A 22,991-nucleotide genomic window follows, 5' to 3' on the forward strand; every position below is an offset into this window, starting at 1 on the left:
CCCAGATCACGCTGACGCGTACTCCGGGGAACCCCGCTCTTTTTCATCTGCCGGGGCGGAGTGAATCCGCCCCGCATCAGGGTTTTCCCTTCCGGGAAAACGCCTGGACGCCGCACAGCGGCGGCTCGCTCCCGCTCGCGCTGGACGGCCCCACAGGCCTGTGCGTTTTTTGAAAGGTGGTTTTTCCTTGAACATCTTTGATATCATGGGCCCTGTCATGGTGGGGCCGTCCAGCTCCCACACGGCGGGGGCAGTGCGCATCGGCCTCATCACCCGCAAGCTGCTGGGCCGTCCTCCCGTCCGGGCCGAGCTGCTGCTCCACGGCTCTTTTGCCGCCACCGGCAAGGGCCACGGCACCGACAAGGCTCTGGTCGCCGGTCTGCTTGGCATGGCCCCCGACGACCCGGACATTCCCCGTGCCTTTCCCCTGGCGGAGCGGGCCGGAATGCTGGTGCGGATGGGCAGCATCGTCCTCCGGGGCGCACACCCCAACTCCGTACTGCTGAAGGTGGAGGACGAGCGGGGCAACACCCTGGAGGTCAACGCCTCCTCCCTGGGCGGCGGCCGGGTGCGGGTCAACGCCATTGACGGGCTGGACGCCTCCTTCACCGGGGAGTACCCCACCCTCATCATCCGCAATGAGGACCGGCCCGGCGCTGTGGCCGAGGTGTCCGCCATCCTCTCCCGGCGGCAGGTCAATATTGCCACCATGCAGCTCTACCGCAACATGCGGGGCGGCCTGGCGGTGATGGTGCTGGAGAGCGACCAGGCCATCTGGCAGGAGGCCATTGAGGAGCTGCGGGCCTGTCCGGGCATTGTACAGGTGACCTATCTCAACATGGAGGAGGACGGCTGACATGGCGTTTACATCTGTGGAGGGCCTGCTGCGGGCGGCAGCAGAGATGCCGCTGTGGCAGGCGGTTCAAAATGACGATATCCGGGACCGGGGCTCAGACGCCGCCGAGTCCTGGGGCCAGATGGCTCACCTCTGGGCTGCCATGACCGAGAGCGTGGCGCAGTACAGCCCCCTGCTCCGCTCATCCAGCGAACTGGTGGGCGGCGAGGGCGGCCTGGTGGCGGAGCAGGGCGGCGGGCTGTGCGGCCCCTTTTTCTCCGCCGTCATCGCCACGGCCCTGAAAACCGGCGAGTGCAACGCCTGTATGCGGCGCATCGTGGCCGCCCCCACGGCGGGTGCCAGCGGCGTGCTGCCCGCTGTGCTCCTCCCCCTTCAGCAGCGGGACGGTCTCTCCGATGAGCTTATGACCCAGGCCCTCTATGTGGCGGCGGGCTTCGGGCAGGTCATCGCCTCCCGGGCCTCCATCGCCGGGGCCGAGGGGGGCTGCCAAGCGGAGGTGGGTTCTGCCTCAGGCATGGCCGCCGCCGCCCTGGTCCATGTCATGGGCGGCACGCCGGAGCAGATGGCCCACGCCTGCGCCATGGCGCTGAGCAACACCCTGGGGCTGGTGTGCGACCCGGTGGCCGGACTGGTGGAAGTGCCCTGTGTCAAGCGCAACGTGATGGGGGCGGTGAACGCCCTGTCCTGCGCCGAGATGGCCCTGTGTGGGGTCAAGAACGCCATCCCCTGCGACGAGGTCATTGACGCCATGCGGTCCGTGGGTGATTCCATGCCCGCCGCCCTCCGGGAGACCGGCATGGGCGGCCTGGCCGCCACCCCCACCGGGCGGCGCATCGCGGAGCAGATTCTGGGCAAATAACAGCACAACAAGAGCCTCTGCGCTACGCGCAGAGGCTCTTGTCATATACGGCTTACTCCGCCGTGTAGTCAATATAGAACGCATACCAGGCCGTGCCGCCGTATCCGCTGGCCGTGTCCCAACGGGCGCCCACCTCGTAGACATACCGCCCCGGCTTCAAAGTGAGTTTCCCATCTTCCACCGTCACCGGCTCGCCCGCCGTTTCGGGCTCTCCCCAGTATACGTCGCTCCAGCAGCGGGCGCTGAAAATCTCGTTGGGCATTTGGGCAAACTCCAGCTCCGCCGTGCCCTCCCGGGTGTCCAGAAGAGTGAGCAGCTCCCGGCAGTCCAGCGGGTGGGCGCTGTCGGCCAGGGCGTGCTCCACTGTCCCGTCGGCCAGCGTTTTCTCCCACTGGTAGCCTCCCAGCATGGCCTCCACGGCGGTATTGTCGCTCACCACTGTCAGGGCAGGCGGCTTTTCCAGCACCACAACGGCCTCCCCGCTGCCCAGCAGCCCGTTTGCGTAGCGGTTGAGCGCCTCACAGGGCTCGTATTTGGTCCGGTAGCCCACCCCGTCTATCACCAGGAAGGGGTTGTATGCCATAACTTCGGCGGTGCTGCCGTCGGCCAGATGGAGGGTAAAGACGACGCCCTGACCGGCGTACTCGGTGTAGGAGTCGTCCCGGCCGTAGATAACCACCTGGCTGAGATACTCCGCCAGCTCCGCAGTATCCGGAATTTCCAGCGTGGTATCAGGCGGGGTGAGCTGCACCGTGGCGGACTGGATATCCGCCGCCGTCAGATCCTTGTAGGGCCGCCGCCCGGCCATGGCGGAAGCGGCCAATATGCCGCCAACAATGACCGCCAGACAGAGCAGGACAATCAGCCAACGTTTTCCTCTTTTCATACAGACTCCCTCCTTTTATTCTCTGTCTGTATAGACGAAAAGCGGGCCGAAATGTTTCACGGGGTCAGCGTCTAAAGGACGCTGACCCCGTGTTTTCATATGTACTGTTATGCCCGGCTGTCCGGCAGGCTGGCAGCAGCAGCGCTCTGGCCGATCTGCCGCACCCGCTCGTCGGGCGCCTGGACGGAGAAGGTGCAGTCGGGGTACTCGTCGGCCAGGACCTGACGGGCGGTGGACAGGATGATGTCGCCGCCGGCGCCGCCGGCCACGCCGCCCATCACCAGGGCGCAGTTCATGTCGTAGAACTTGGTGTACAGCGCCAGAGCGTGGCCCAGGTAGACGCCCAGGTCCCGGTAGACCACCTCCACCGACTTGTCGCCGCCATCCATCCGGCGGCGGAGGGAGGAGAACTTGTCAGCAGCGCCGCCCTCGGGCAGCTCCAGCCCGGCCATGGCGGCCAGCTTCACCGCGCCCTCCTGGCTCAGGTACTTGACGCCGCAGCCCACATCGCCGCTCCAGTCGTCACGGGCGGCATCAGGCTGCACGTCGATGGGGGTGAAGGCCAGCTCGTTGAACCAGCCGGTCACGTTGCCCGCCTTGTCCACGTAGCCGCCCGCCTCGCTGCTGCCCATGGAGATGCCCAGGATGCCGTTCTCGTTCAGGCCCATGGCGCCGGCCAGGGCGGTCACGTCGCCGTCATTGGCCACGGCAAAGGGAATATCCTCCCCCAGGCTGCCAGCGGTACGGGGATAGATGTCCTTGATGGACTTGTCAAAGTCCTCCTTGCCCACGGAGAGGAACAGGCTGGCCACCATGCACCGCTCACCCACCAGCACGCCGGCGGTGGACACGCCCACGCCGTCCACCCGGGGCAGGTGCTCCGCAGCGGCCCGGAGGGCGGCGGTGATGTGGTCGTAGTGGTACTGAGGGTCGCTCTGCTCACTGGGCCGCCAGGGCATGGTGTCGGAGAACACACTCTTGCCGTCCACCAGGGCGCTCACCTTCAGGTTGCTGGCGCCCGCGTCCAGACCGATGCGGCAGCCCTCCAGATGGCGTCCCACCGGGCGGGAGGAGCCCTTCTCAGCAGGGCAGTCGGCGTAGCTGCGGCTCTCCACGGTAAAGGGCCGCTCATAGACCCCCTCCATGAAGTTTCGGTCAAAGTCCCGGCTGCCGCCGGGGGCGTAGGCGTCCCGCAGGTACTCCGCCGCCGCCGCGCTGCCGCAGGCAATCAGCTTCCAGCCCCCCCGGGACCAGAGGAGGAACTTGGCCAGCCGGTCCACGTACAGCCGGTCGGCATCGCTCAGCGCTCCCTCGGTGCGCAGGGCGGTGTTATACACCGACACCAGGCCGTCCTCCCGCTCCACCGCCAGGGCGAAGGGGTATTTTGCACCGCTCTCATAGACCCGGAAGAACCGGGCCAGGGGCACAAAGGTCTTATCCAGCTCGGGCAGGTGGGTCACCGGCAGATCCAGTCCTAAAAATTCCATGAAAGCATCCTCCTCTTGTTGGTTGGCTCTTATTTCTTGCTTTCAGTCTATCACACCCAGCTCCCCGGCGCATTATCCAAACCTGCTCACTTTTTGCACAAAAAGACCGGAGCCTGTGCAAAGCCAGACTCCGGTCTTTTCTGTTGTATTTCCCGTCACATGTGGGACAGTACGTGGACGGTATGCGCCCCTTTGGACTGCACCTGACCGATGACCGCGCCGGGAATGCCCCGGTCGTTCAGCCGCCTGACCAGCTCCACGCCCCGCTCCTCCGGGATGGAGATGAGCAGACCGCCTGCGGTCTGGGGGTCGAAGAGCAGGTCGGACACCTCCAGCGCCACGGCCTCCTCCACCTTCACCTTGCCCTCCAGATAGTTCCGGTTGCGGTAGGCGCCGCCGGGGATGATGCCGTCCCGAGCCAGCTCCAGCGCGCCGGAGGCAAAGGGCACCGTATCCGCCCACAGCTGTACCGTCACGCCGCTGCCCTCGGCCAGCTCGTTGACGTGGCCCAGCAGGCCGAAGCCGGTGATATCCGTGCAGGCGTTGGGCTTCAAGGGCAGCATGACCTCCTGGGCCCCCTTGTTCAGGGTGCTCATCAGGTCGATCATCTCCCTGAGCTGTCCGTCGGTGAGCAGCTCCGCCTTGGCGGCAGTGGAGAGCACGCCGGTTCCCACCGGCTTGGTGAGCACCAGCAAATCCCCCGGCTTTGCGCCGCTGTTGGTCAGAATCTCCTCCGGCCGGGCAAAGCCGGTGACGCACAGGCCGTATTTCGGCTCTGTGTCCTCAATGCTGTGCCCTCCGGCGATGACCGCTCCGGCCTCCACCACCTTGTCGGCGCCGCCGGCCAGAATCTCCCGGACAATCTCCAGGTTCAGGCAGGTGGGGAAGCAGAGCAGATTGATGGCCAGGCGGGGCGTGCCCCCCATGGCGTACACGTCGGAGAGGGCGTTGGCCGCCGCAATCCGGCCAAAGCTGCGGGGATCGTCCACTACGGGCGGGAAAAAGTCCGCCGTCTGGATCATGGCGGTATCGTCGTTGATCCGGTAGACGGCAGCGTCGTCGCTGGCGTCAAAACCCACCATCAGCCGCTCATCAGAGCCCTTTGGCAGGTCCGCCAGCAGTTGGCCAAGGACACCCGGTCCTATCTTGGCCCCTCAGCCGCCCGCGGCTGTCATTTTGGTCAGTCTGACCGGTTCTTCGTTCATACCGCGCCTCCTCTCCCCCTGCTCCGGGACAGATGCCCGGAACAATTTCGTTTTATTATATCACATCTCCCGCCGGGGTTAAACTGCAAATTTTCCGCACCGCCCTGCCGCCGTCTCACCCACCGGACCGGTGCGGCATAGGCTGGAACTGAGAAGAAATCCATGTCTCGTTTCCTATTTTGAATACTGGAGGGTTATCCATATGGCTGCGGAACCGCGTGTACAGTTTTACCTGGGGGCAAACGCCCCCTCCGGCTTCTACTCTCTCTACGACCAGCTCATCGACCCCGATCAGGCCCAGGACGTGATAATCCTCAAGGGCGGCCCGGGCTGCGGCAAGTCCTCTCTGATGCGGAAGGTGGGGGCCGCCATGGAGGAGCAGGGCCTGGCAGTGGAGTACATCCAATGCTCCGGCGACCCGGACTCCCTGGACGCCGTCATCATCCCCACCCTGGCCACCGCCATTGTGGACGGTACCACGCCCCACGGCTGCGCAACACAGGGACACTTCTCATACAAAAAGACGGCGCATCCCGGATTGGGACACGCCGTCTCTGTATGGCTGTGATGGAGGTTATGCCGTCAGGTCGCGGTAGCGGGGCGCGCTGAGGACGTCCATCATGTATGCGTAGGAAGAGAATTCCCCTTCGGTCACCATCTGGAAGAGCCTGGGCGTACAGCCCGAGACAAGCACCGCCCCCTGCTCGTTCATGGTGACGGGCTGATGGATACCGCGGCTGGCCACGTTCCAGAACACCACCCTGGGCAGGGCGTAGCCCTCGGCGGCAAAGGCACGGCGGGCCTGTTCAAAGGCGGTGACATCCGCGCGCTCGGTCCCCTCGTCAAACTCCATGTCAGAGATGACGTACAGGGTGTCGGGTATATCCGCCTGGCTCATGTGGTTCTCCACGGCAGTGCGGAGGAGCAGGTCAAAGACCGCCTGGAGGTTGGTGTTGGCACACTCATTGAAGCCTGCGCAGTAATGCACCTGCTCATAGAGGTCCTCACCCTTGATCTCCACCAGCCTGGGGCTGCGGGAGAAGGTGATGAAGTGGTTGCGGAAGGCCCCTGTGTTCCGCTGGGCAAAGTAGATGGCCAGGGACAGGGCCACAGCGGCAGGGATAGGTCTGACATACCCGCTGTACATGGATCCCGATTCGTCGGCCACCACAAGAGCGTTGCCGCCGCCGGTGTAATCGGGCAGGGCCTTCCAGGTGGTGTCCAGGGCAAGGCGCTCCGTCTGGGACATCACCTTGCCCACAAGAACGGGTGCGATCACATCGTAGGGGTAGAGGGTGTCCGTGTGGAGGGCCGCCTTTCCCTCACAGACCTGCCTCAGGAAGGCCTGGTAGCGCTCTCCGTCGTTGCGGAGAAATGCCTGACGGTACTTGAGCATAGCCTTGGAGGGCTGCTTGGCGTAGTCAAAGGTGTAGTCCCTCCCACGCAGGTTGTTCTCCAGAATGGCGATTCTGGCGCGCAGGGCGGAGAGGGTCTTGCGGTAGGCGGCCTCGGTCATGCCCAGGCCCTTCACCAGGATCCTGGCGGAGAGCAGGGTGTCAGGGCTGCTGGCGTTTACCGAGGGGAGCCACTTGGCCATGAGAGAGACATTCCCCTCTCCCGACTCCATGGCCTCCACGTCCCTGGCCAGCTGGGCCTTGATGTAGGCGATGGCCGCGTCTTTGCAGGGTGTGTCAAAGAGGGCGAGCAGGTCGTCCCAGCGGCCGTACTCGGGGATGTTGCCCAGGTTCCTGACCACCGTCTCGGGGGACAGGCGGGCCATAGCCTTCAGGATGATGCGGAAGGCATAGCGCTCCCCCAGGCCGCCGCGGACGTCACGGGCGAAGAAGGCGATCTTCACCGCCGTGTCTCGATCCTCGGCCCAGGCGCGTGTAAAGCGAGCCTGAATCTCTTCCCAGGACGCCCCGCGCAGGGCGCCCACGGTGGAAAACAGGTCCAGGCAGTCGCTCATGGTGGTTGACCAGGCGGCGCCGCCATTTTCTGTGCAGGTGCGGATGGATTCTCTTTTCAATGCTTCCAGCATGACGGTACCTCCTGTCGGTTGGGGCGGATAACAAGGCACATTGTGTTTTGAATCCACATAACCGGTAAGATTGCTGTCTGTGCCTTTCTGCGTACAAGGCGCCGTATTCCGGATATGATCCGGAAGCTTCTCCCGAGCCAATAAAAGAATTTGCTGTGGGCGCCTTTCATGTGCATATCATAACCTGCTGTGTCTGCTTTTTCCTCTCAAAAAAGTTGCGAGGTCCGCCGTTTTGTCGTACACTGTCAGAAAAGGGGGCAGCGTCATGGCCTATCGTGAGCTGGTAAAGCGGTTTGAATCGGTGCGGGAGTACATGCGTGACTTTCTGGTCTTCGGCTACAAGACCCGGCGGGAGTTTGAGGGCAAGAGCGCCCGCACCTACGACAATGAGCGCCGCCGTATTGAGAGCTGGCTGGGGGACAATCTGCGCTGGGAGTACGGACCCAGAGGCAAGGCGGTGTTTCTGTCCATGGACGCGGCGGAGCTGGCCCACAACCCGCTGTACCGGGCCTGGCAGTCCAAGAGCTTCACCGACAACGACATCACCCTCCACTTCTGCCTGCTGGACCTGCTTGCCGACGGTCTCCCCCGCCACGCCGAGGAGATCACCGACGCTCTGACAACCCGGTACAACATTCTCTCCGAGCTGTCCACCGTCCGGCGCAAGCTGAAGGAGTACACGGAGCTGGGGATTCTGGAGGCCCAGAAGCAGGGCCGTGCTCTGTGCTATACTCTCTCCCCTTGCACCCTGGATTCTCTCTTCCCCGACCAGACCCGGCTGCCCGAGCTGCTGTGCTTCTTCGGGGAGACCGCTCCCCTCTCGGTGGCGGGCAGCTTTCTGGCCAGCCGCGGAGGCGAGGAGGACTGCAAGCTCCGCTTCAAGCACCACTTCATCGTCCATACTTTGGAAGATCAGATGCTGCTCACCGCTTTGGATGCCATCCGCACCCGTGCCCGTCTGGAGGTGACCAATGTCAGCGCCCGCAGCGGCAGGGAGCTGGTGATGACGGTGGTGCCGGTGAAGATCATGGTCAGCGTCCAGACCGGGCGGCGCTATCTGGCGGCCTGGCTGCCCGATCGGCGGCGCTTCACCTCCCTCCGGCTGGACTACATCAAGGCCCTCTCCCTCCTCCCCGGTCAGGAGGAGGACCAGTCCTGCCGTACCCTGGCCAAGGAACGGTTGGCCCACAACTGGGGGTCAGCCCTCCACAACAGCCCCCGGCTGGAGCGGTTCTCCATGACCGTGGCGGCGGACGAGGTGAATGAGCCCTACATCATCCAGCGCCTGCGCCGGGAGAGCCGTGACGGTACGGTGGAGCAGGTGGAGCCCGGCCTGTGGCGCTGCACCCGATATGTCTACGATACCGGCGAGATGATGAACTGGGTCAAGACCTTCATCGGGCGCATTGTGTCCCTGGAGGGGGACAACCAGAGGGTCATTGACCGGTTTTATGATGATATCCGCCGCATGGCGGAGCTGTACGGAGGTGAGGAGTGATGGAGCTGTTTTCCGAGGTCTACGGCTGCTACTACGCGGTGGTGGCGGAGATTCTCCGCAGCGCGCCCCTGACCCGGGCCCAGGCGGAGGAGCTGGCGGCAGGCCGGGGCTACGGCGAGAGCGTCATCCAGCTCATCCCAAAGCTGCTGGGCGGCCAAGACTGGCCCCTGCTGGAGGAGCGGGACGGCCTGTTCCACAGCCGCCTGGACCGGCTGCCCGTCCTGCCGGTGACCCATCTGGAGCGGGCCTGGCTGAAAGCCCTGCTGGCCGACCCGCGGCTGCGTCTCTTCCTCTCTGACGAGCAGCTCTCCCACCTGGAGGAGGCTCTGTCCGGTGTGGAGCCCCTGTACCGGCAGGAGGATGTGGTCTACTTTGACCGCTTTCTGGACGGGGACGACTACGCAGACCCGGACTACCGCCAGCGGTTCCAGGATATTCTGGCCGCCCTGAAGGCGGGCGCTGTGCTCCAGGTGACCTATCTGTCCCAAAAGGGGAACGCCCACACAGCAGAGTACCGGCCCATGCGGCTGGAGTACTCCCCCCGGGACGACAAGTTCCGGATTTACGCCCTCAGGGTCCGGGACGGCCGCAGCAAGGGGTGCAGCATCCTCAATCTGGGCCGGATTCTGGACATTGCCCCCTCCGACGAGCAGTATGACGGCGGCTTTGACGTGGCGGAGTGGCGGCGCCGCCACCGCTGCGCCCAGCCCCTGATCCTGCAGGTTAGCAGAGAGCGCAACGGCGTGGAGCGGTTTATGCTGGAGTTCTCCTCCTATGAGAAGCAGAGCGAGTACGCCGAGGAGAGCGGCACCTGCACGGTGCGGCTGTGGTACCAGCAGGAAGACCAAATTGAGGTGCTCATCCGGCTGCTGGGCTTCGGCCCGGTGGTGCGGGTGCTGGGCCCGGAGTCCTTTGTGGCCCTGATGCGGGAGCGGGTGAGTAAGCAGGCCGCCCTGCTGAACGGTGGCCTGAGCTGAACGATTTATCTTGTCAAGAGCCTCTGGCGCTGTGTGCGCCGGGGGCTCTCCTCATACTCCCCCTTTGCCGCTCATAGAGTTCTATGGAATCTATAAAAGGGGGAGGTATGGCAATGCGAAAGACTGTGCTGGTACTCACGGAGCAATTTCAGTCCAGAACGCAGCCGGACAGAGAGGCCGTCCGGCAGGCGGTGGCCGCCTGGCTGGCAGGAGCCCTGAAGGCATGAGTGAAGTGATACGCTGCGCCATCTACACCCGGCTGAGCAAGGAGGACGAGGACCGGCAGGGGGACGCCTCGGAGAGCATCCGCAACCAGAAGGCCCTGCTGACCGCCTACGCCGCCGACCGGGGCTGGACGGTTTTTCAGGTCTACTGCGACGAGGACTACTCCGGGGCCGACCGCCTGCGTCCCGCCTTCAACCAAATGCTCCGGGACGCTGAGGACGGGCGGTTCCAGGTACTCCTGTGCAAGAGCCAGTCCCGGTTCACCCGGGACATGGAGCTAGTGGAAAAGTACATCCACGGCCTGTTTCCCCTCTGGGGCATCCGGTTCGTGGCGGTGGCCGACAACGCCGATACCCAGGTGCGGGGCAACAAGAAAGCCCGGCAGATCAACGGTCTGGTGAACGAGTGGTACCTGGAGGACCTGTCGGAGAACATCCGCACGGTGCTGGACATGAAGCGGCGGCAGGGGCAGTACATCGGCGGCGCGCCCATCTACGGCTACCGGAAGGACCCGGCCGACCGGCACCACCTCATTGCGGACCCGGAGGCCGCCGGAGTGGTGAAGCAGATCTTCCGCTGGTCCCTGGAGGGGCGGGGAAAGCAGGAGATTGCCCGGCTGCTCAACGCCGCCGGCATCCCCAACCCCACCCGGTACAAGCTGGAGCAGGGCTGGCCCGGCGTGGCTCCAGGCTCCGACGGACAGGGACTGTGGAACAAGACCACCGTGTGGCGCATCCTCCGCAACGAGATGTACACCGGCGTCATGGTCCAGGGGCGGCGGAAAAAGGTGAGCTACAAATCCAAGGCCCTCATCGACCTGCCCAGGGAGCAGTGGTTTCGCGTGGAGGGCACCCACGAGCCCATTGTGGACAGAGCTCTCTTTCAGGCCGTCCAACAGGGTCTGGCCCTCCGTGCCAGAGGCGGCGGCACGGGAGCCCCTCACCCCCTGGTCGGACTGGTGAAGTGCATGGACTGCGGCAGCGCCATGAGCCGCACCGCCAACGCCGGACAGGGGCCGTCCTACCTCCGGTGCGGGCGGTATGCCGGCGGCGGAGGCTGCACCCGCCACTCCATCCGCTTGGACACCCTGACAGCGCTGGTGACGGAGCAGGTCCGGCACTATGTAGGCCTGTGCTGCCCGCCGGGGACCCTGCCGCTGCCTGCCGCCGCAAATCCGGATAGTGAAGCCATGGAACGGGAGCGGAAGACCCTGTCTGCCCGGCTGGCCAAAAACCGGCAGGCCGTCAGGGCCCTCTATCTGGACAAGGTGGAGGGTCTGGTCAGCCGGGAGCAGTTTCTTGAACTGAACCAGTCCTTTCTGGCAGAGCAGGCCAAGCTGGAGGAACGGCTGGCCCGGCTGGACGCCCCACCCTGTCCTGAAAAAAGTGCGGACATCGCCGGGCGGATGGAGGCACTACTGAAGCTGGAGCAGCTTCCCCGCCCCCTGGCGGCGCTGCTGATAGAACGGGTGGAAATCGGGGAGCGGAACCCGGAGACCGGGGAGCAGGCAGTCCAAATCACCTGGAAATTCTGACCGCGGCAAAAAACTGCGGCACGTTGCGCACGCCCATGTGGTAGAGCCAAAGTTGCCGGGCGCGGTTGAGCGTTATGTCAACTTAGGTGACTGCTACGACCGGGCAGGGCTCCAGGCGGTGCGCTCTGAGCTGAGCGCGTGCATGAAGGGCTACAAGGGCTGCTACCAGCGGGCCTACCGCTGTCTCACTGCGGCTGCCCAGATTGGCGAGGATATGCGTGCCGCCCTCATCACCCCCGCCGTGGAGGCCAAGCTGGCCAAGCGCACCAAGGGCATCCTAGCCCGCGAGGTGAAGAAGAGCGGGAAGGAGCCAGGGAAAGCAGTGCAGCGGTTCCTGGGAGCCATCACCTGGAAGGGTGTGCTGTGCAACTTCGACACCGTAGACGCCCTGTGCCGCCGGGTCTACGAGCTGTCCGACAGCTATGGGCTGGGCCATGTCATGCTCACCCATCTGGCCGCCGGGGCCATGGCGGCAGGGTATGACGTGATTCTCTGCCCCTCCCCCATGTGGCCCGACCGGATTGAGCACCTGCTCATCCCCGCCCTGTCCCTGGCCTTTGTCACCAGCACCCCCGCCCTGCCCTACGGCAAACGGCCCTACCGCCGCCTGCGGCTGGACGCCATGGCGGACCAGGAGGTCATGCGCCGCCTGCGAGCCAGGCTGCGGTTCTCCAAAAAGGTGTCCGCCGCCTTGGTGGAGGAGGCGGTGGAATCCCTGGCCCAGGCCAAGGCCATGCACGATGAGTTGGAGTCCCTTTACAACCCTCACGTGGACTTCGACCAGGTCTACCGCACCGCCGGAGAGATTGTGGAAGAATTGAAGGCCCGGCTGGCCGTCTCATAAGCAGCAGAGGGCCCCGGGCATGCCCGGGGCCCTCTGTTATGCCGGTTCGTCCTCCCCTTTCAGCTCCTCCGCCCAGGCCAGATAATAGTCTGACCGGTAGGCCGCGTGATCGCGGGCGTCCTCCTCCAGGCTCTGGTCGTAGTACTCCATACCGTCGCTCTGATAGTGCTCCGACTCCTCCATGTACTCGGGCACCTGTCGGAAGGCCCGCAGGGTGCGGTACTCTGTCTCCATGGTGGCGTAGCAGTCCACCAGGCAGCGCTGGTAGTGGTGGTACATCTCATGGAGCACCGTGTCCAGACAATCGGCTGCCGACGACTGGCCCAGCAGCTGGAGGTCAATGGTGATGGTCCCCTTGTTCCAGTCGTACTGTCCCACGGTATAGCCCCCCAGGTAGGCCCCCTGGATGGGCGGCATGTCAGGGGTACCCAGATAGACGCTCTCGTTCAGCGCCACCACGCCCAGTACATCCAGCCGCTCCTGCTCATCCAGCTGGGCCCACAGGTCCTCGTTGAGGCAGACCAGCCGGTTTTCGTCCACCTCCGCCGTGGGGGCGGCGGCAGGCTCCACCGTGTCCGCCGTCAGCACCGGAATTCCGAACAGGCCGTTGCCCACCACGGTAGCCAGTGCCCCTAGGAAGCACAGCACCACCGCCAGCCGCCCGCGGGAGACAAAAAACCGGATCCTGCTGCGGACAAGCTCCCACCAGCCCCAGTGGCTGGGCGCCGGGGTGAGGGTGACGGACAGGGCCAGCCCTACCAGGAGAACGCCCAGCACAATCAGCACCGCCAGCCACTTCCAGCCCCAGTAGGGCCGTACGCAGCAGAAGCAGTAGATGGCAAAGGGCACTGCCGCGTTGACCACGGAGGTGGAGAACCGGCGCTGCCGGGCGGAGGTGGCCAGGTAGCACACCACCTCCGCCACGATGACCAGAAGCAGCATTGCCTGAATTGACACATCCAGGTCCAGCTGCTCACCGGTGAAGGGACTGACCAGCCGGCAGGGTCCCATGCGCCAGAAGGCGAAGAGAAACGCGCCGGTCATAAGTACTGTATCCCCCAGGAAGGCCAGGTAGCTCTCCTCATTTTGGTCGCGCATGGTTATTCCTCCTTCTCCGTCTTTTTCAGCGCGGCGGGCAGCCGGTAGGTAGCCGCCTCCAGCAGAATGGACAGGTTGGCCGCCTCCACCACCTGGATGCTCCGGCGGCTCCTGTATCTGTACAGCTTGGCACCCGTCCCGGCTGCGGCGTACACCGTGGTGACGCCGATGGCCTCCAGGGCGTCCAGGTAGGCGTCGGCGCTGATGTCGTCAAAGTAGGTGTTGCCGTACAGGTCGCAGCCGCCCAGGAAGGCGCAGTCCGGCCCCAGCTCCTTCTCCGTCATGACGGAGAGAATGGCGGCGGCCGCCGCCACGCCCAAGGCGTTGCCGCAGGCATCATCCACGCTCTGGGGCACAAAGAGCGTCACATCTGTCATCCGAGGACGTACGCTGCCCCGCAGTGCATGGCACACAAACTCGTAGGCCACCTGGCAGCTCTCCTGTACCTCCGCGTTGTGGATGCCGATGAGCTTCAGGCCGCCGCTGCCGGGCCGGGCGGAGGCCTGGATGGGGAAGCATCTCACACCCCGCTCCCCACGGTACACCGCGTTGGCCATACCGGGAAAGAAGGCCATGGTCCGCTCCACGCAGCGCTCGGGACCCAGGACGCTGTGGAGCATATTCAGGTCGCAGCGGAAGTTCTCCTCCCCTGACTCCCTCCGGTAGAGGTAGCGGGAGAGCAGCTTCTCACCGTACTGCTCCAGGTCGCGGGCGCCCGGCTGGGTGGCGTACCGGGTACAAAGGGCCTCCAGCGCCTCGGGCGTCATGGAGAACTCCTCCGGTTCGATTCCCATCCGCTTTGTCAGCTTGGGCAGGGTGTAGCGGGAGAAAATCTCCTTCTTCTCATCCCCGCTGTACCCGGGGATATTGATGGTGAGGAACCGGTCCCGGATGGGGCGGCTGATATTGCCCAGCTCGTTGCAGGTGGCCACGAAGAAAATGCCCCGGGTGGGGATGGCCACGTCCATGAAGGTGTCGGTGAAGCCGGTGCCGTCCAGCAGGGTGAGAAGCGCGTCGGCAGGATTGCCCTTGCCGTTGTTGGCGTTGGCCTTGTCCAGCTCGTTGATGACCATGACCGTGTTGGCATTTTTCACACCGTAAAGCTGCTGGATAATCCGGCCGGGACGGCCGTTGCTGTAAATGCGGGAGGACCCGGTCAGGTCCTCAATGTCCCGGATGGTGGACATGTCCAGCACCGCCATGGGCAGGTTGAGAATGCGGGCCACCGCCTTGGCGATGGAGGTCTTGCCCACGCCGGCGGGGCCGTCCAGCAGGAGCCCCCAGGAGGGCATAGTACCCGTCCGCTTCATCTGGGCCAGCACCTCCAGAATCCGCTGCTTCACCGGCTCCAGGCCGTAGAAGGTGCTGTCCATGATCTGCCGTGCCTCCTCCAGGCTGGGCAGATTCAGGCTGCGGACGTTCCAGCTGATGTTCAGGGCATAGGTCAGAGAGCGGACGGCATGCTGCTTCTCCCGATCCGTCCCGCTCCAGATCTTCTCGCACTGGTCCAGGGTACGCTCTGCCCAGGCGCGGATCTCAGGGGGATAGGCCTCCCCGCACACCCGCAGCAGCAGCCGCAGCTCCTCCTCGGTCTGGAACTCCGCGCTGCTGTCCTGCACGGTCAGGTCCGGCCCCGCCGTCTCAATGCCAAAGTGACGGAGCATGGCGTTCAGCTTGTCCGGGGTCAGGTCGGTCTGCTTCTCCTTGGCGAAGATGGCGGGCATGGCGCTGCCGGGACCGCCCGGGTCCAGACCCCAGACACAGAAGAGATCAGGGTTCTTTTTGTCCCGTCTCCCGGTGAGCAGCATGGTCTCATTTCTCTCCGCCAGCCAGGTCAGCAGATTGCTCAGCCGGGGGTCCTCCAGCTCCACGCCCATGACCTTCTGGCTGTACCGGGTGCTGCGGAACATAAAGCCCAGCTCCCCATCGTTGTCCACAAACCGCCCCACCAGGCTCTGGATCCGCTTGCTCATAAGGGTTTCGGGCAGATGTACCGCCACCATTCTGCGTCTTTCTTCCTGTTTGGATGCTTTCACGGTGCTTCCTCCTCCCGCGATATCAGACTGTTCTCTTTCAAAAGGGGAAACGCCGCAAATCTCTCAAAATCACATCGGGAAAAAACTTTTTTTATTTCCCAACCACCTTGCTCTCCCCAATTCACTTCTGTATAATATAGGATATTCCTCCTTTCCCCTCCTTTTAAGAACGCGGAGAGAGGTTATACGACAGAAAAGGAGTGATAACGGATGGAATTTGGGGCCCAGGAATTCTTCAACCGGCTCAAGGACGGCATGTCCAAGGGCGATCAGGTGGTCTACGAGGAGCTGAACAGCGTCGTGAACCGCTCCGTCAGGAATCTGGTCCGCTCCAGGGTGCGGTTCTCCGACGTGGACGAGGTGATTCAGGAGATCCAGTGCTCGGTCTGGGTACATATGAGTTTTTTCCTCGAATCATCGGAAAACAACGCCCCCGCCCAGCGCAACGCCTGGCTCATCAAGATCGCCAACAGCCGGATCAACGACTTTCTCAACAAAAACTACAAAAACGAGTGTCTGCCGCTGGAGGATGTGGGGTCCCTCGGCGGCGGTCCCGCTCCCGGCCCCACGCCGCCCACCCCTGTGGATGAGGAGGAGCAGGCCAACTTCGAGCGCTGCTGCCGCATCGTCTCCTACATCTGCAGCCTTGATATGGCTCCGGATCGGATTCTGGCCTGCCTCTACAACGCGCTCCTCATCCCCGCCATGGCCAGGGGGAACGCCCGGAAGAAGGGCGCCCCGGAGGCCATTGTCCGCCGCTTCTCCGGCCGCCCCCTGTCTGAGTTCCGGGACTTCCTGTGGAAGGAGCTTCGCTTTCTCTTCAGACTGCCCATGCCGGAGGACGTCCTGGCGCCTCTGGACAGAAAACTGGCGGCCGACGCCGGAAACAAGCCCTTCCGGCTGACTACACGGGAGATTACCCTGGTCTCCAGCAGAGCCCGAAAATCCCTCCAGAAAAAATGCGACGAAATTATGGGAGGTACCCTCGATGAGTGAACATATCTCGCTGGAAGAGCTCATCGCCTTTGTCTATAACAGAGAGATGAGCCCGGAGGCCATGGCCCGGGCTGCCCGGGTCAACGCCCATCTGCTGGCGTGCCCTGACTGCAAGGCAATCTGTAAGGCTCTCATCGACCTGCAGGAGTCATCCGCCGCCCTGCCCCTTCGCCGCTCCGCCCAGGCCCAGTCTGGCGCAGCGGACCGGCTGCGGGAGAAGGCCGCCTGGTTCCGCCTGCGGATTCAGGACGCCGCCCGGCAGCTGCTGCTGGATGCGGCCCGCTTCGGCGACTGCGACTTCGGCCACCCCATCCCCGTGGGCGCCCGCTCGGCCGGGGCCGCTCACCCCGCCATGGACCGCCTGGTGGACAATGAGAACAGCTATAACCAGCTCTCCGTCCGGGACGGGGCCCTCACCGTCCGGCTGGACGCGGAGGAGGTCCCCTCCTCCAACCCCACGGCGCTGCTGCTGCGGGCGGACGGCACACCGGCTGCCGTCCAGGAGATGACCCGGGACGGCGAGGTGTGGACCGCGGAATTTCTCGGTCTGGAGGACGGCTCCTATGACCTGGCCGTCCTCTGAGCCCTCCCCGGCCCGCCTGGCCGCCCTGCGGGACGCCGCCGCGGAGCGGGGGGAGGAGCACGCCGCGCTGCTGTTCCAGCTCCACCTGCTGGCCCAGGAGGACAGCCCGGAGGAGCGGGAGCGGCTGCTGGATCTGCTGCCCGAGGCCGTCCGGGAGCTGGACGAGGCTCCGGCCTATACCGGCATCCTGCTGCGCCTGTTTGCCTGGGATCAGGAGCCCTGGGACGAGGCCTTTTTCTCCTTCAAGACCTCCACGCTGATGGAGATCGCCTTTCTCCTCCGCGCGGAGGCGGAGCAGTTCTCCCCCGACGGGGCGGAGATCCTGGCCAGCCGGATCACCCTGACTCTGTGGGACATCTACGGCCAGAGCTCCTATGTGCCCGAGCTGTTCCTGCTCTATGAGATTGTCCACATGTACCGGGGAGAGCCCCGGGAGCAGACCCTCTCCCTCTACCGGGATATTCTGAAGGACTGTCTGGACATGCTGGTGCAGATTGACGCGGCCAGCGTGTCTGATTTACTGCTGATTGTAGGGACTCTTCTGGAGACAGATGCGGAATGCCGGGCGGAGGCCCTGGATTTGGTTCAGCTGTGCGTGGACATCCGGCTGGAGTTCTTTGGGGAGGACACCCCCTTTCTCATGGTGGCCCGCAGTGAGCTGATGCACCTGTACTACCTCATGGGGGACTCCGCCGCAGCCCTGGAGCAGAGCCGGATCCTGCTCAGCCAGCCCGAGGCCGATTTCTCCCGCGCCATTCTCTGCCACACCCACCTGCTCATCGTGGACATCCTGCTGGACCGGATGGAAAACGCAGGGGTGGATGAGCACCTGCGGCAGGCCGAGGCTCTGCTGGAGGCTCTGCCGCCAGAGGACGACGAGGATGACCGGCTGCGCTTCCAGCTCCACACCGCCTGGGCCCGCCGCTACTTTTACAGCACCGAGTCCCCCTCCGACCTGAGCCGGATGGAGTTTCACGCCAAGCAGGCCTATCTGCTCTCCCGCACCCATGAATACAGCGGCGAGGAGTCCCTGGCAGCCATCAACAACCTGCTCTACCCCCTGGCCTACTCCTCTCAGGACGAGGAGGCCCTGCGGCTGCTTCTGGAGGGGGCCGCGCTGATTGAGGAGGGTGAGCTGTACCGCAGCCGGGCCGCTGCCATTCTCTATATCACGGCCAGCTTCTTCGGCCTGGAGGAGATCCTGCCCCCCGAGACGGCCCAGGCCGTCCAGGCCCTCTCCACCGCAGACAACGACGTGGTGCTCCACTTCTGGTTCCTCTTCAACAGCGCCTACACCCAGCTCCAGGAGGGGCTGCTCTCCCAGAACCAGCTTGGACGGATCCACACCACCCTGGACCGCTGTGAAGCCCTGCTGGACCGGCTCTATCCCGGCGTGACCACCGCTTCTGTGGCCCTCAAGCGGGCCAAGGCCCTGCTCTTTCTCCGGCAGGGGGCCCGGACCACTGCCCGGAAATGGGCGCTCTCCGCCCTGGAGGACGCCCGGACCCACCAGAACCTCTACCCACAGGGCATGCTCTTCAGCACCGCGATTCCCCTGCTGCCCTATCTGCCCGACCTGCTGGACCGCCCCGCCCTCACAGCATTGCTGGAGGAGCTGGCCGGCGGCATGGAGGACCGGATCCGCCGTATCCTCAACTGCCGGGACGAGGAGTATATCCTCAAGTCCCTGTGGTCCAACACCATCATCATCAACTTCACGCTGGCTCTGGCCGACCAGGGGCTGATTACCATAGGCGTCAACCAGCTCTACGAGCTGATTATCAACGGCAAGTCTATCTATTCCCGCCTGCTGCGCATCAACCGCAGGCGACGGGAAGCCCACCCGGAGGATGAGCCGCTCTACCGGCAGATTGACCGGCTCCGGGCGGACATTATGGACGAGAAGGTGGAGGAACTGCTCCGGGGCACTGTCCGGGACATCTCCGTCGCCGAAGAGGAGAAGCGGCTGCTGGAGCTCTCCCTGTCGGAGGACCCGCCGGAGGATTTCCGGTGGATTTCCTGCGGGGAAATTCTCAGAAATCTGCCCCCCGCCGCCGTATTGGTGGACTACTACGCCTACCCGGCCAACCGCTCCGGCGACCTGGTGCTGGGGGATATGCGGTACGCGGTGTTCGTGCTCTTCCGGGCGGACGGCTACCTCCGCCTGCGCCAGCTGACCTCCCTGAACTTTCTGGAGGTGCGGCGCAATCTGCTCTTTGTGACCGCCGGCGCCCGGGCCACCAAAAACAAGACCCTGGCCCGGGCGGTGGGCGCGGCGGGCTACCTGTCCCTGTACCAGCTGCTCTTCCGGCCGGTGGAGTCCCTGGTGGGCCCGGAGGTGCGCACCCTCTTCTTCTCCCCCGACGGAGATCTGCCCAAGCTGCCCTTCAGTCTCCTGAGCCGGGACTCCTCCACCTTCCTCTGCGATCGGTACAGCGTGGTCTACCTGGAGAGCGCCCGGGACCTGAAGCCGGACCAGAACATCCGCCCTGTGGGCCGGGAGACGCTGGTGATCGGCAACCCGGACTTCTCCCTCACGCCCCTGGCACCTTCTCAGGTTCCCCCTGTCATGGCGGGCAGGCTGGTGCAGAAGGTGCCCTTCACCAAGCTGGAGGCTCAGATGGTGGCGGAAAAGACGGGGGCCGTCCCCCTGATGCGGCGGGCGGCGGACAAGCACGCCCTCCAGGACTGCCACGCCTCCATTGTCCACATCGCCACCCACGGCGCATTTTTCAGCGACCAGGAGGATGACAGCGAGGAGTATGAGTACGCCCCCAATCCCATGCGCCGCTCCTGCCTGTACTTTGCCGGGGCCAACGACTGGCTCCTCACCGGAGAAAAGGACCCGGTGCTGGGCAACGGCATTCTGACCGCCGAGGAGCTGTGCAACTACCGGATGGACCCGCCAGACCTGGTGGTCCTGTCCGCCTGCTTCAGCGGCATGGGTGACATCCGTCAGGGCAACGGCATCGTGGGGCTCCAGACCGCCTTCAAGGTCCAGGGGGCCAGGGTCATGCTCCTGTCCATCTGGGAGGCCGACGACTTCGCCTCCCTTATCCTCATGGACCGGTTCTACGACAACCTGTCCTCCATGCCCGCCGGGCAGGCCCTGCGGGACGCCCAGCACTACCTGCGCACCGTCACCATCGGAGAGCTGGGCTGTGCCGGCTGGTTTGACGAGCGGCGGTTCCGCCGCATCGGCCTGGTGGCGGAGGACATGCGGAAGATATCCCGCCTCAAGCCCACCCACCGCCCCTTTGCCCAGATCCGCTATTGGGGCGGCTATATTCTCTACGAATAATGGCCGCTGAATAAACCGTAAATCGGTTTATTCTCGCGGCAGTAGCCGCGCAATTCCATAAAACGGCTTAAAGGAGCCGCTTTATGGAATTCAGCCATTGTTCCAGTGCGTATTTCCGCTGGTGCATTGAGATACACCAGCGGAAGGTGCAATGATTTTTCCAAAACCATTGCACTTGAACAAAGCCCAAAGCCTTGAAGACTTTGTCTTTCAAGGCTTTGGGCTTTGTTCCGTACGCATTATGAATAGGAAGTTTTTTCCGCTTCTGCCGTGATAATCTCCTCCCTGCTCTGTTTTATTAAGCAAACAGCTTTCAAACAGAGACAGGGAGGATTTCTTATATGGACTATCGTTTTATTTTCTCTTCGGATCACCAGACCCCTGTGAGTGCTTCCCCTCAGGCCATCGGGCTGGATCTGGGAGAGCTCTTCCCCGTTGCGTCTGCCGACGGGGAAAATTGCAGAGTTCTTGATATTCTGCCTCAGTCAACGGACCAGATTGACCCGGAGGAGTCCGAAGATAAGGACGAGGGCGATGAGCAGTCCGGGGATGTAAATGAGGATAATTCCGACGAAGCACTCGGAGATGAAGACGGGGACGACTTCAATGAAGAACTCGAAGAGGAAGACGAGGACGACTTCGATGAGGATGACGAAGAGGATGAAGCCCGTTGGAGGGCGGAAATCGATGCGGCCATTGACAAGCGGATGAAAGACGGCGGCCCTGCCGACCTCTGGAAACACAAGGTGGACAGCGCCCTGAACGAATGGGACGTGGACGGTGAGGACAAGGTCAATGACATGGAGCTGGGAGATCTTCTCGAGCTGATCAGCCGCCGTGAGGGCCAGCGTGAGGCACTTCTCCGCAGGGTGCAGTCTGAGATCCGGGAGGAGCTGAACCGCCGGGGATACCACTATATCGAGGGTGAGATGTCCTGCTACAGCGAAGGATATCGGGCGACCTCGCCGACATTTTTTGTTCCCTCCATGGGCTGCCGCGCCTCCCATTTCGACCTGTCCATCATTCTGGAGGGCCGGCCCCACTGCTGTGTGCGGCTCAAAGTGAAATTTCCCATCCTGTGCGGACCGGAGATGGCGCCCGCCCTGCTGATGCGCTTTGCGGAACTCAACCAGTCCATGCGCTACTTCAGCTGGAATTATGACTTCAGCGACCATTCCATCACCCTGCGGGAGACCATTCCCTTCTGGGATGAGGAGCTGTCCCGCAAGGTCATGACCACTCTGATGGGCTGCGTGGTCTACCTGCCCCTGATGGCCTTCCCCGAGCTGGAATGGCTGTCCACCGGCATTGTTACCACCAAGGTGGACGCCGAGCAGCTGGAACAGATGCGGGGATTTCTCCAGCGGCTGGAGAGCTGCGGTCCCTGTCTCTCCCCCCGCGCACTCCAGCGCCTGCGGGACGGGCTGGCGGCCGTCCCGCCTCAGGAGAATGACAGCTGATTCTCCATGCAAAAAGGACCGGACAGCATTGCTGTCCGGTCCTTTTTATGCGTTCTGAGAAAAATCAGGCCTTTTTGCCCAGATAGACCAGCTGGGTGCAGCGCTGGATGCCGGTGCGCTCATACCGCTCCTGGATGCTCTTGGCCTCGGCCAGCAGCTGCTCGTACTCCGGCTTGCCGGCGGCCTTCTTCTCCACGGCGGCCACCAGCTTGGCGGTCTTGCCCGCCAGCTTCTTGTCCATCTCGGGTTCCTCCAGCAGGTCCACCATCTTCACGTCGGTGAGAGACAGGGGGCTGAGGATGTCCACAATCTCCTGCCGGTTCCAGGTAGGACGCTGGAAACCACCGGAGAGCATGTCCAGCTTGGCCTCCAGAGTGTGCTGGAGGAAGTGGGTCTGCTGGGCCTCGTTCTGGTTGTCCGAGTACATCTCATTGACCAAGAACCAGCCGCCGGGCTTGAGCACCCGCAGCATCTCCTTGAGCACCGCGTCGTAGTCCTCGATGTGGTGCAGGGTGTTGGAGATGGCCACCAGCTCAAAGGTGCCGTCGGGGAAGTCCATGTGGGCGCCCTCGCCCTGGACAAAGGTGATGCCCTTGCCGCCGTTCTTCTCCCTGGCCTCCTCCACGGTCTTGGGGTCGCACTCCAAGCCGATGACCTCGGAGCCCTCCGGCATGGCCTCCACCAGGGTGAAGGCGAACTCGCCGTACCGGGTGCCCACGTCCAGTGCCTTGCCCGCCTTCAGGCCGGGCAGATATTCTTTCAGATGCAGCATGACTGGAATATCCTTCTTTCTGGCTGTTTGTCCGTATTTTCAGATGGCGGACAGCGTGGAGAGAGCACGCGGTCCGCCATCCGTATGTATTGTCTTACTTGGACAGGTAGGCGTGAATCTGCTCGGCGCCCTTCTTGCCCGCGCCCATGGCCAGGATGACCGTGGCAGCGCCGGTCACCGCGTCGCCGCCGGCAAACACGCCCTCGCGGGTGGTGGTCACGCCGTCGTCGGCCACGATGAGGCAGCCCTTCTTGTTGGTGTCCAGGCCGGGGGTAGTGGAACGGATGAGGGGGTTGGGGCTGGTGCCCAGGCTCATGATGACAGCGTCCACGT

General features: G+C 63.8%; 19 protein-coding genes. 11 read left to right on the forward strand and 8 right to left on the reverse strand.

Annotated features, from left to right (window positions below; translation table 11 throughout):
• Positions 1–187 precede the first annotated feature (187 nt).
• Entirely contained in the window at positions 188–856 is a 669-nt protein-coding gene (gene sdaAB / locus ACOX7T_RS12490; RefSeq protein WP_433443241.1) for an L-serine ammonia-lyase, iron-sulfur-dependent subunit beta, read from the forward strand.
• 1 nt (position 857) lies between these two features.
• On the forward strand, positions 858–1,715 hold the full coding sequence (gene sdaAA, locus ACOX7T_RS12495; RefSeq protein WP_433443244.1) for an L-serine ammonia-lyase, iron-sulfur-dependent, subunit alpha: 858 nt from the start codon (positions 858–860) through the stop codon (positions 1,713–1,715).
• 52 nt (positions 1,716–1,767) lie between these two features.
• Here the strand turns inward: sdaAA and ACOX7T_RS12500 are convergent, their stop codons facing one another.
• The 3 genes from ACOX7T_RS12500 to selD form a co-directional block, all read right to left on the reverse strand.
• Positions 1,768–2,601: a hypothetical protein gene (locus ACOX7T_RS12500; protein WP_433443246.1), complete on the reverse strand. Its 834-nt coding sequence runs from the start codon at positions 2,599–2,601 to the stop codon at positions 1,768–1,770.
• A 107-nt stretch (positions 2,602–2,708) separates the two neighbouring features.
• Positions 2,709–4,088 (reverse strand): ROK family protein, encoded by a 1,380-nt coding sequence (locus ACOX7T_RS12505; RefSeq protein ID WP_433443249.1) that lies wholly within the window; start codon positions 4,086–4,088, stop codon positions 2,709–2,711.
• Positions 4,089–4,243: 155 nt separating this feature from the next.
• Positions 4,244–5,293, reverse strand: coding sequence for a selenide, water dikinase SelD (gene selD / locus ACOX7T_RS12510; RefSeq protein ID WP_433443252.1), 1,050 nt, complete (start codon positions 5,291–5,293; stop codon positions 4,244–4,246).
• A 202-nt stretch (positions 5,294–5,495) separates the two neighbouring features.
• Here selD and ACOX7T_RS12515 point away from each other — a divergent pair, with 202 nt between their 5' ends.
• Positions 5,496–5,861: a hypothetical protein gene (locus ACOX7T_RS12515; protein ID WP_433443255.1), complete on the forward strand. Its 366-nt coding sequence runs from the start codon at positions 5,496–5,498 to the stop codon at positions 5,859–5,861.
• A gap of 6 nt (positions 5,862–5,867) precedes the next feature.
• On the opposite strand, the gene ACOX7T_RS12520 is transcribed toward ACOX7T_RS12515, so the two are convergent.
• A complete protein-coding gene (locus ACOX7T_RS12520) occupies positions 5,868–7,334 on the reverse strand; it encodes a DUF2828 family protein (protein WP_433443258.1) in 1,467 nt (488 codons plus the stop codon).
• Between the two features lie 265 nt (positions 7,335–7,599).
• On the opposite strand from ACOX7T_RS12520, the gene ACOX7T_RS12525 reads away from it, so the two are divergent.
• The 4 genes from ACOX7T_RS12525 (at position 7,600) to ACOX7T_RS12540 (ending at position 12,412) form a co-directional block, all read left to right on the forward strand.
• On the forward strand, positions 7,600–8,832 hold the full coding sequence (locus ACOX7T_RS12525) for a WYL domain-containing protein (RefSeq protein WP_433443261.1): 1,233 nt from the start codon (positions 7,600–7,602) through the stop codon (positions 8,830–8,832).
• Positions 8,832–9,809, forward strand: a complete 978-nt coding sequence (locus ACOX7T_RS12530) for a WYL domain-containing protein (RefSeq protein ID WP_433443264.1) — start codon at positions 8,832–8,834, stop codon at positions 9,807–9,809. Before ACOX7T_RS12525 ends, ACOX7T_RS12530 begins: the two co-directional genes overlap by 1 nt.
• Before the next feature lie 223 nt (positions 9,810–10,032).
• Positions 10,033–11,568, forward strand: a complete 1,536-nt coding sequence (locus ACOX7T_RS12535; RefSeq protein WP_433443267.1) for a recombinase family protein — start codon at positions 10,033–10,035, stop codon at positions 11,566–11,568.
• A gap of 52 nt (positions 11,569–11,620) precedes the next feature.
• On the forward strand, positions 11,621–12,412 hold the full coding sequence (locus ACOX7T_RS12540) for a hypothetical protein (RefSeq protein ID WP_433443269.1): 792 nt from the start codon (positions 11,621–11,623) through the stop codon (positions 12,410–12,412).
• Between the two features lie 36 nt (positions 12,413–12,448).
• Here the strand turns inward: ACOX7T_RS12540 and ACOX7T_RS12545 are convergent, their stop codons facing one another.
• Together ACOX7T_RS12545 and ACOX7T_RS12550 are read right to left on the reverse strand one after the other, a co-directional pair.
• Positions 12,449–13,510: a hypothetical protein gene (locus ACOX7T_RS12545; protein ID WP_433443271.1), complete on the reverse strand. Its 1,062-nt coding sequence runs from the start codon at positions 13,508–13,510 to the stop codon at positions 12,449–12,451.
• 2 nt (positions 13,511–13,512) lie between these two features.
• The gene (locus ACOX7T_RS12550; RefSeq protein WP_433443274.1) at positions 13,513–15,546 is read right to left on the reverse strand and encodes an AAA family ATPase; all 2,034 of its coding nucleotides are present in this window, start codon (positions 15,544–15,546) and stop codon (positions 13,513–13,515) included.
• Positions 15,547–15,756: 210 nt separating this feature from the next.
• Here ACOX7T_RS12550 and ACOX7T_RS12555 point away from each other — a divergent pair, with 210 nt between their 5' ends.
• The 4 genes from ACOX7T_RS12555 to ACOX7T_RS12570 all read left to right on the forward strand — a co-directional run bounded on the left by ACOX7T_RS12555 (position 15,757) and on the right by ACOX7T_RS12570 (position 21,886).
• Positions 15,757–16,542 carry a hypothetical protein gene (locus ACOX7T_RS12555; protein WP_433443277.1) on the forward strand — a complete coding sequence of 262 codons (786 nt, stop codon included), beginning with the start codon at positions 15,757–15,759 and terminating at the stop codon, positions 16,540–16,542.
• Positions 16,535–17,125 (forward strand): hypothetical protein, encoded by a 591-nt coding sequence (locus ACOX7T_RS12560; RefSeq protein WP_433443280.1) that lies wholly within the window; start codon positions 16,535–16,537, stop codon positions 17,123–17,125. The genes ACOX7T_RS12555 and ACOX7T_RS12560 overlap by 8 nt, the downstream gene beginning before the upstream one ends.
• Positions 17,106–20,426, forward strand: a complete 3,321-nt coding sequence (locus ACOX7T_RS12565) for a CHAT domain-containing protein (RefSeq protein ID WP_433443282.1) — start codon at positions 17,106–17,108, stop codon at positions 20,424–20,426. The genes ACOX7T_RS12560 and ACOX7T_RS12565 overlap by 20 nt, the downstream gene beginning before the upstream one ends.
• A gap of 341 nt (positions 20,427–20,767) precedes the next feature.
• Positions 20,768–21,886, forward strand: coding sequence for a hypothetical protein (locus tag ACOX7T_RS12570; protein WP_433443284.1), 1,119 nt, complete (start codon positions 20,768–20,770; stop codon positions 21,884–21,886).
• Between the two features lie 64 nt (positions 21,887–21,950).
• Here ACOX7T_RS12570 and ACOX7T_RS12575 read toward each other — a convergent pair whose 3' ends face one another.
• Together ACOX7T_RS12575 and ACOX7T_RS12580 are read right to left on the reverse strand one after the other, a co-directional pair.
• Positions 21,951–22,658 carry a class I SAM-dependent methyltransferase gene (locus ACOX7T_RS12575; RefSeq protein ID WP_433443286.1) on the reverse strand — a complete coding sequence of 236 codons (708 nt, stop codon included), beginning with the start codon at positions 22,656–22,658 and terminating at the stop codon, positions 21,951–21,953.
• Positions 22,659–22,752: 94 nt separating this feature from the next.
• On the reverse strand, positions 22,753–22,991 hold a 239-nt coding region (locus ACOX7T_RS12580), incomplete at its 5' end, for an FAD-dependent oxidoreductase (protein ID WP_433442933.1).

Source organism: Pseudoflavonifractor sp., from assembly GCF_050943825.1.
Taxonomy (GTDB): Bacteria; Bacillota; Clostridia; order Oscillospirales; family Oscillospiraceae; genus Pseudoflavonifractor.

Excerpts from the sequence above, each read along its gene's own strand:
- sdaAA (WP_433443244.1), top strand. The coding sequence starts at position 858 with ATGGCGTTTACATCTGTGGAGGGCCTGCTGCGGGCGGCAGCAGAGATG.
- ACOX7T_RS12500 (WP_433443246.1), bottom strand. The coding sequence starts at position 2,601 with ATGAAAAGAGGAAAACGTTGGCTGATTGTCCTGCTCTGTCTGGCGGTC.
- ACOX7T_RS12505 (WP_433443249.1), bottom strand. The coding sequence starts at position 4,088 with ATGGAATTTTTAGGACTGGATCTGCCGGTGACCCACCTGCCCGAGCTG.
- ACOX7T_RS12515 (WP_433443255.1), top strand. The coding sequence starts at position 5,496 with ATGGCTGCGGAACCGCGTGTACAGTTTTACCTGGGGGCAAACGCCCCC.
- ACOX7T_RS12520 (WP_433443258.1), bottom strand. The coding sequence starts at position 7,334 with ATGCTGGAAGCATTGAAAAGAGAATCCATCCGCACCTGCACAGAAAAT.
- ACOX7T_RS12525 (WP_433443261.1), top strand. The coding sequence starts at position 7,600 with ATGGCCTATCGTGAGCTGGTAAAGCGGTTTGAATCGGTGCGGGAGTAC.
- ACOX7T_RS12530 (WP_433443264.1), top strand. The coding sequence starts at position 8,832 with ATGGAGCTGTTTTCCGAGGTCTACGGCTGCTACTACGCGGTGGTGGCG.
- ACOX7T_RS12535 (WP_433443267.1), top strand. The coding sequence starts at position 10,033 with ATGAGTGAAGTGATACGCTGCGCCATCTACACCCGGCTGAGCAAGGAG.
- ACOX7T_RS12545 (WP_433443271.1), bottom strand. The coding sequence starts at position 13,510 with ATGCGCGACCAAAATGAGGAGAGCTACCTGGCCTTCCTGGGGGATACA.
- ACOX7T_RS12555 (WP_433443277.1), top strand. The coding sequence starts at position 15,757 with ATGGAATTTGGGGCCCAGGAATTCTTCAACCGGCTCAAGGACGGCATG.
- ACOX7T_RS12560 (WP_433443280.1), top strand. The coding sequence starts at position 16,535 with ATGAGTGAACATATCTCGCTGGAAGAGCTCATCGCCTTTGTCTATAAC.
- ACOX7T_RS12565 (WP_433443282.1), top strand. The coding sequence starts at position 17,106 with ATGACCTGGCCGTCCTCTGAGCCCTCCCCGGCCCGCCTGGCCGCCCTG.
- ACOX7T_RS12570 (WP_433443284.1), top strand. The coding sequence starts at position 20,768 with ATGGACTATCGTTTTATTTTCTCTTCGGATCACCAGACCCCTGTGAGT.
- ACOX7T_RS12575 (WP_433443286.1), bottom strand. The coding sequence starts at position 22,658 with ATGCTGCATCTGAAAGAATATCTGCCCGGCCTGAAGGCGGGCAAGGCA.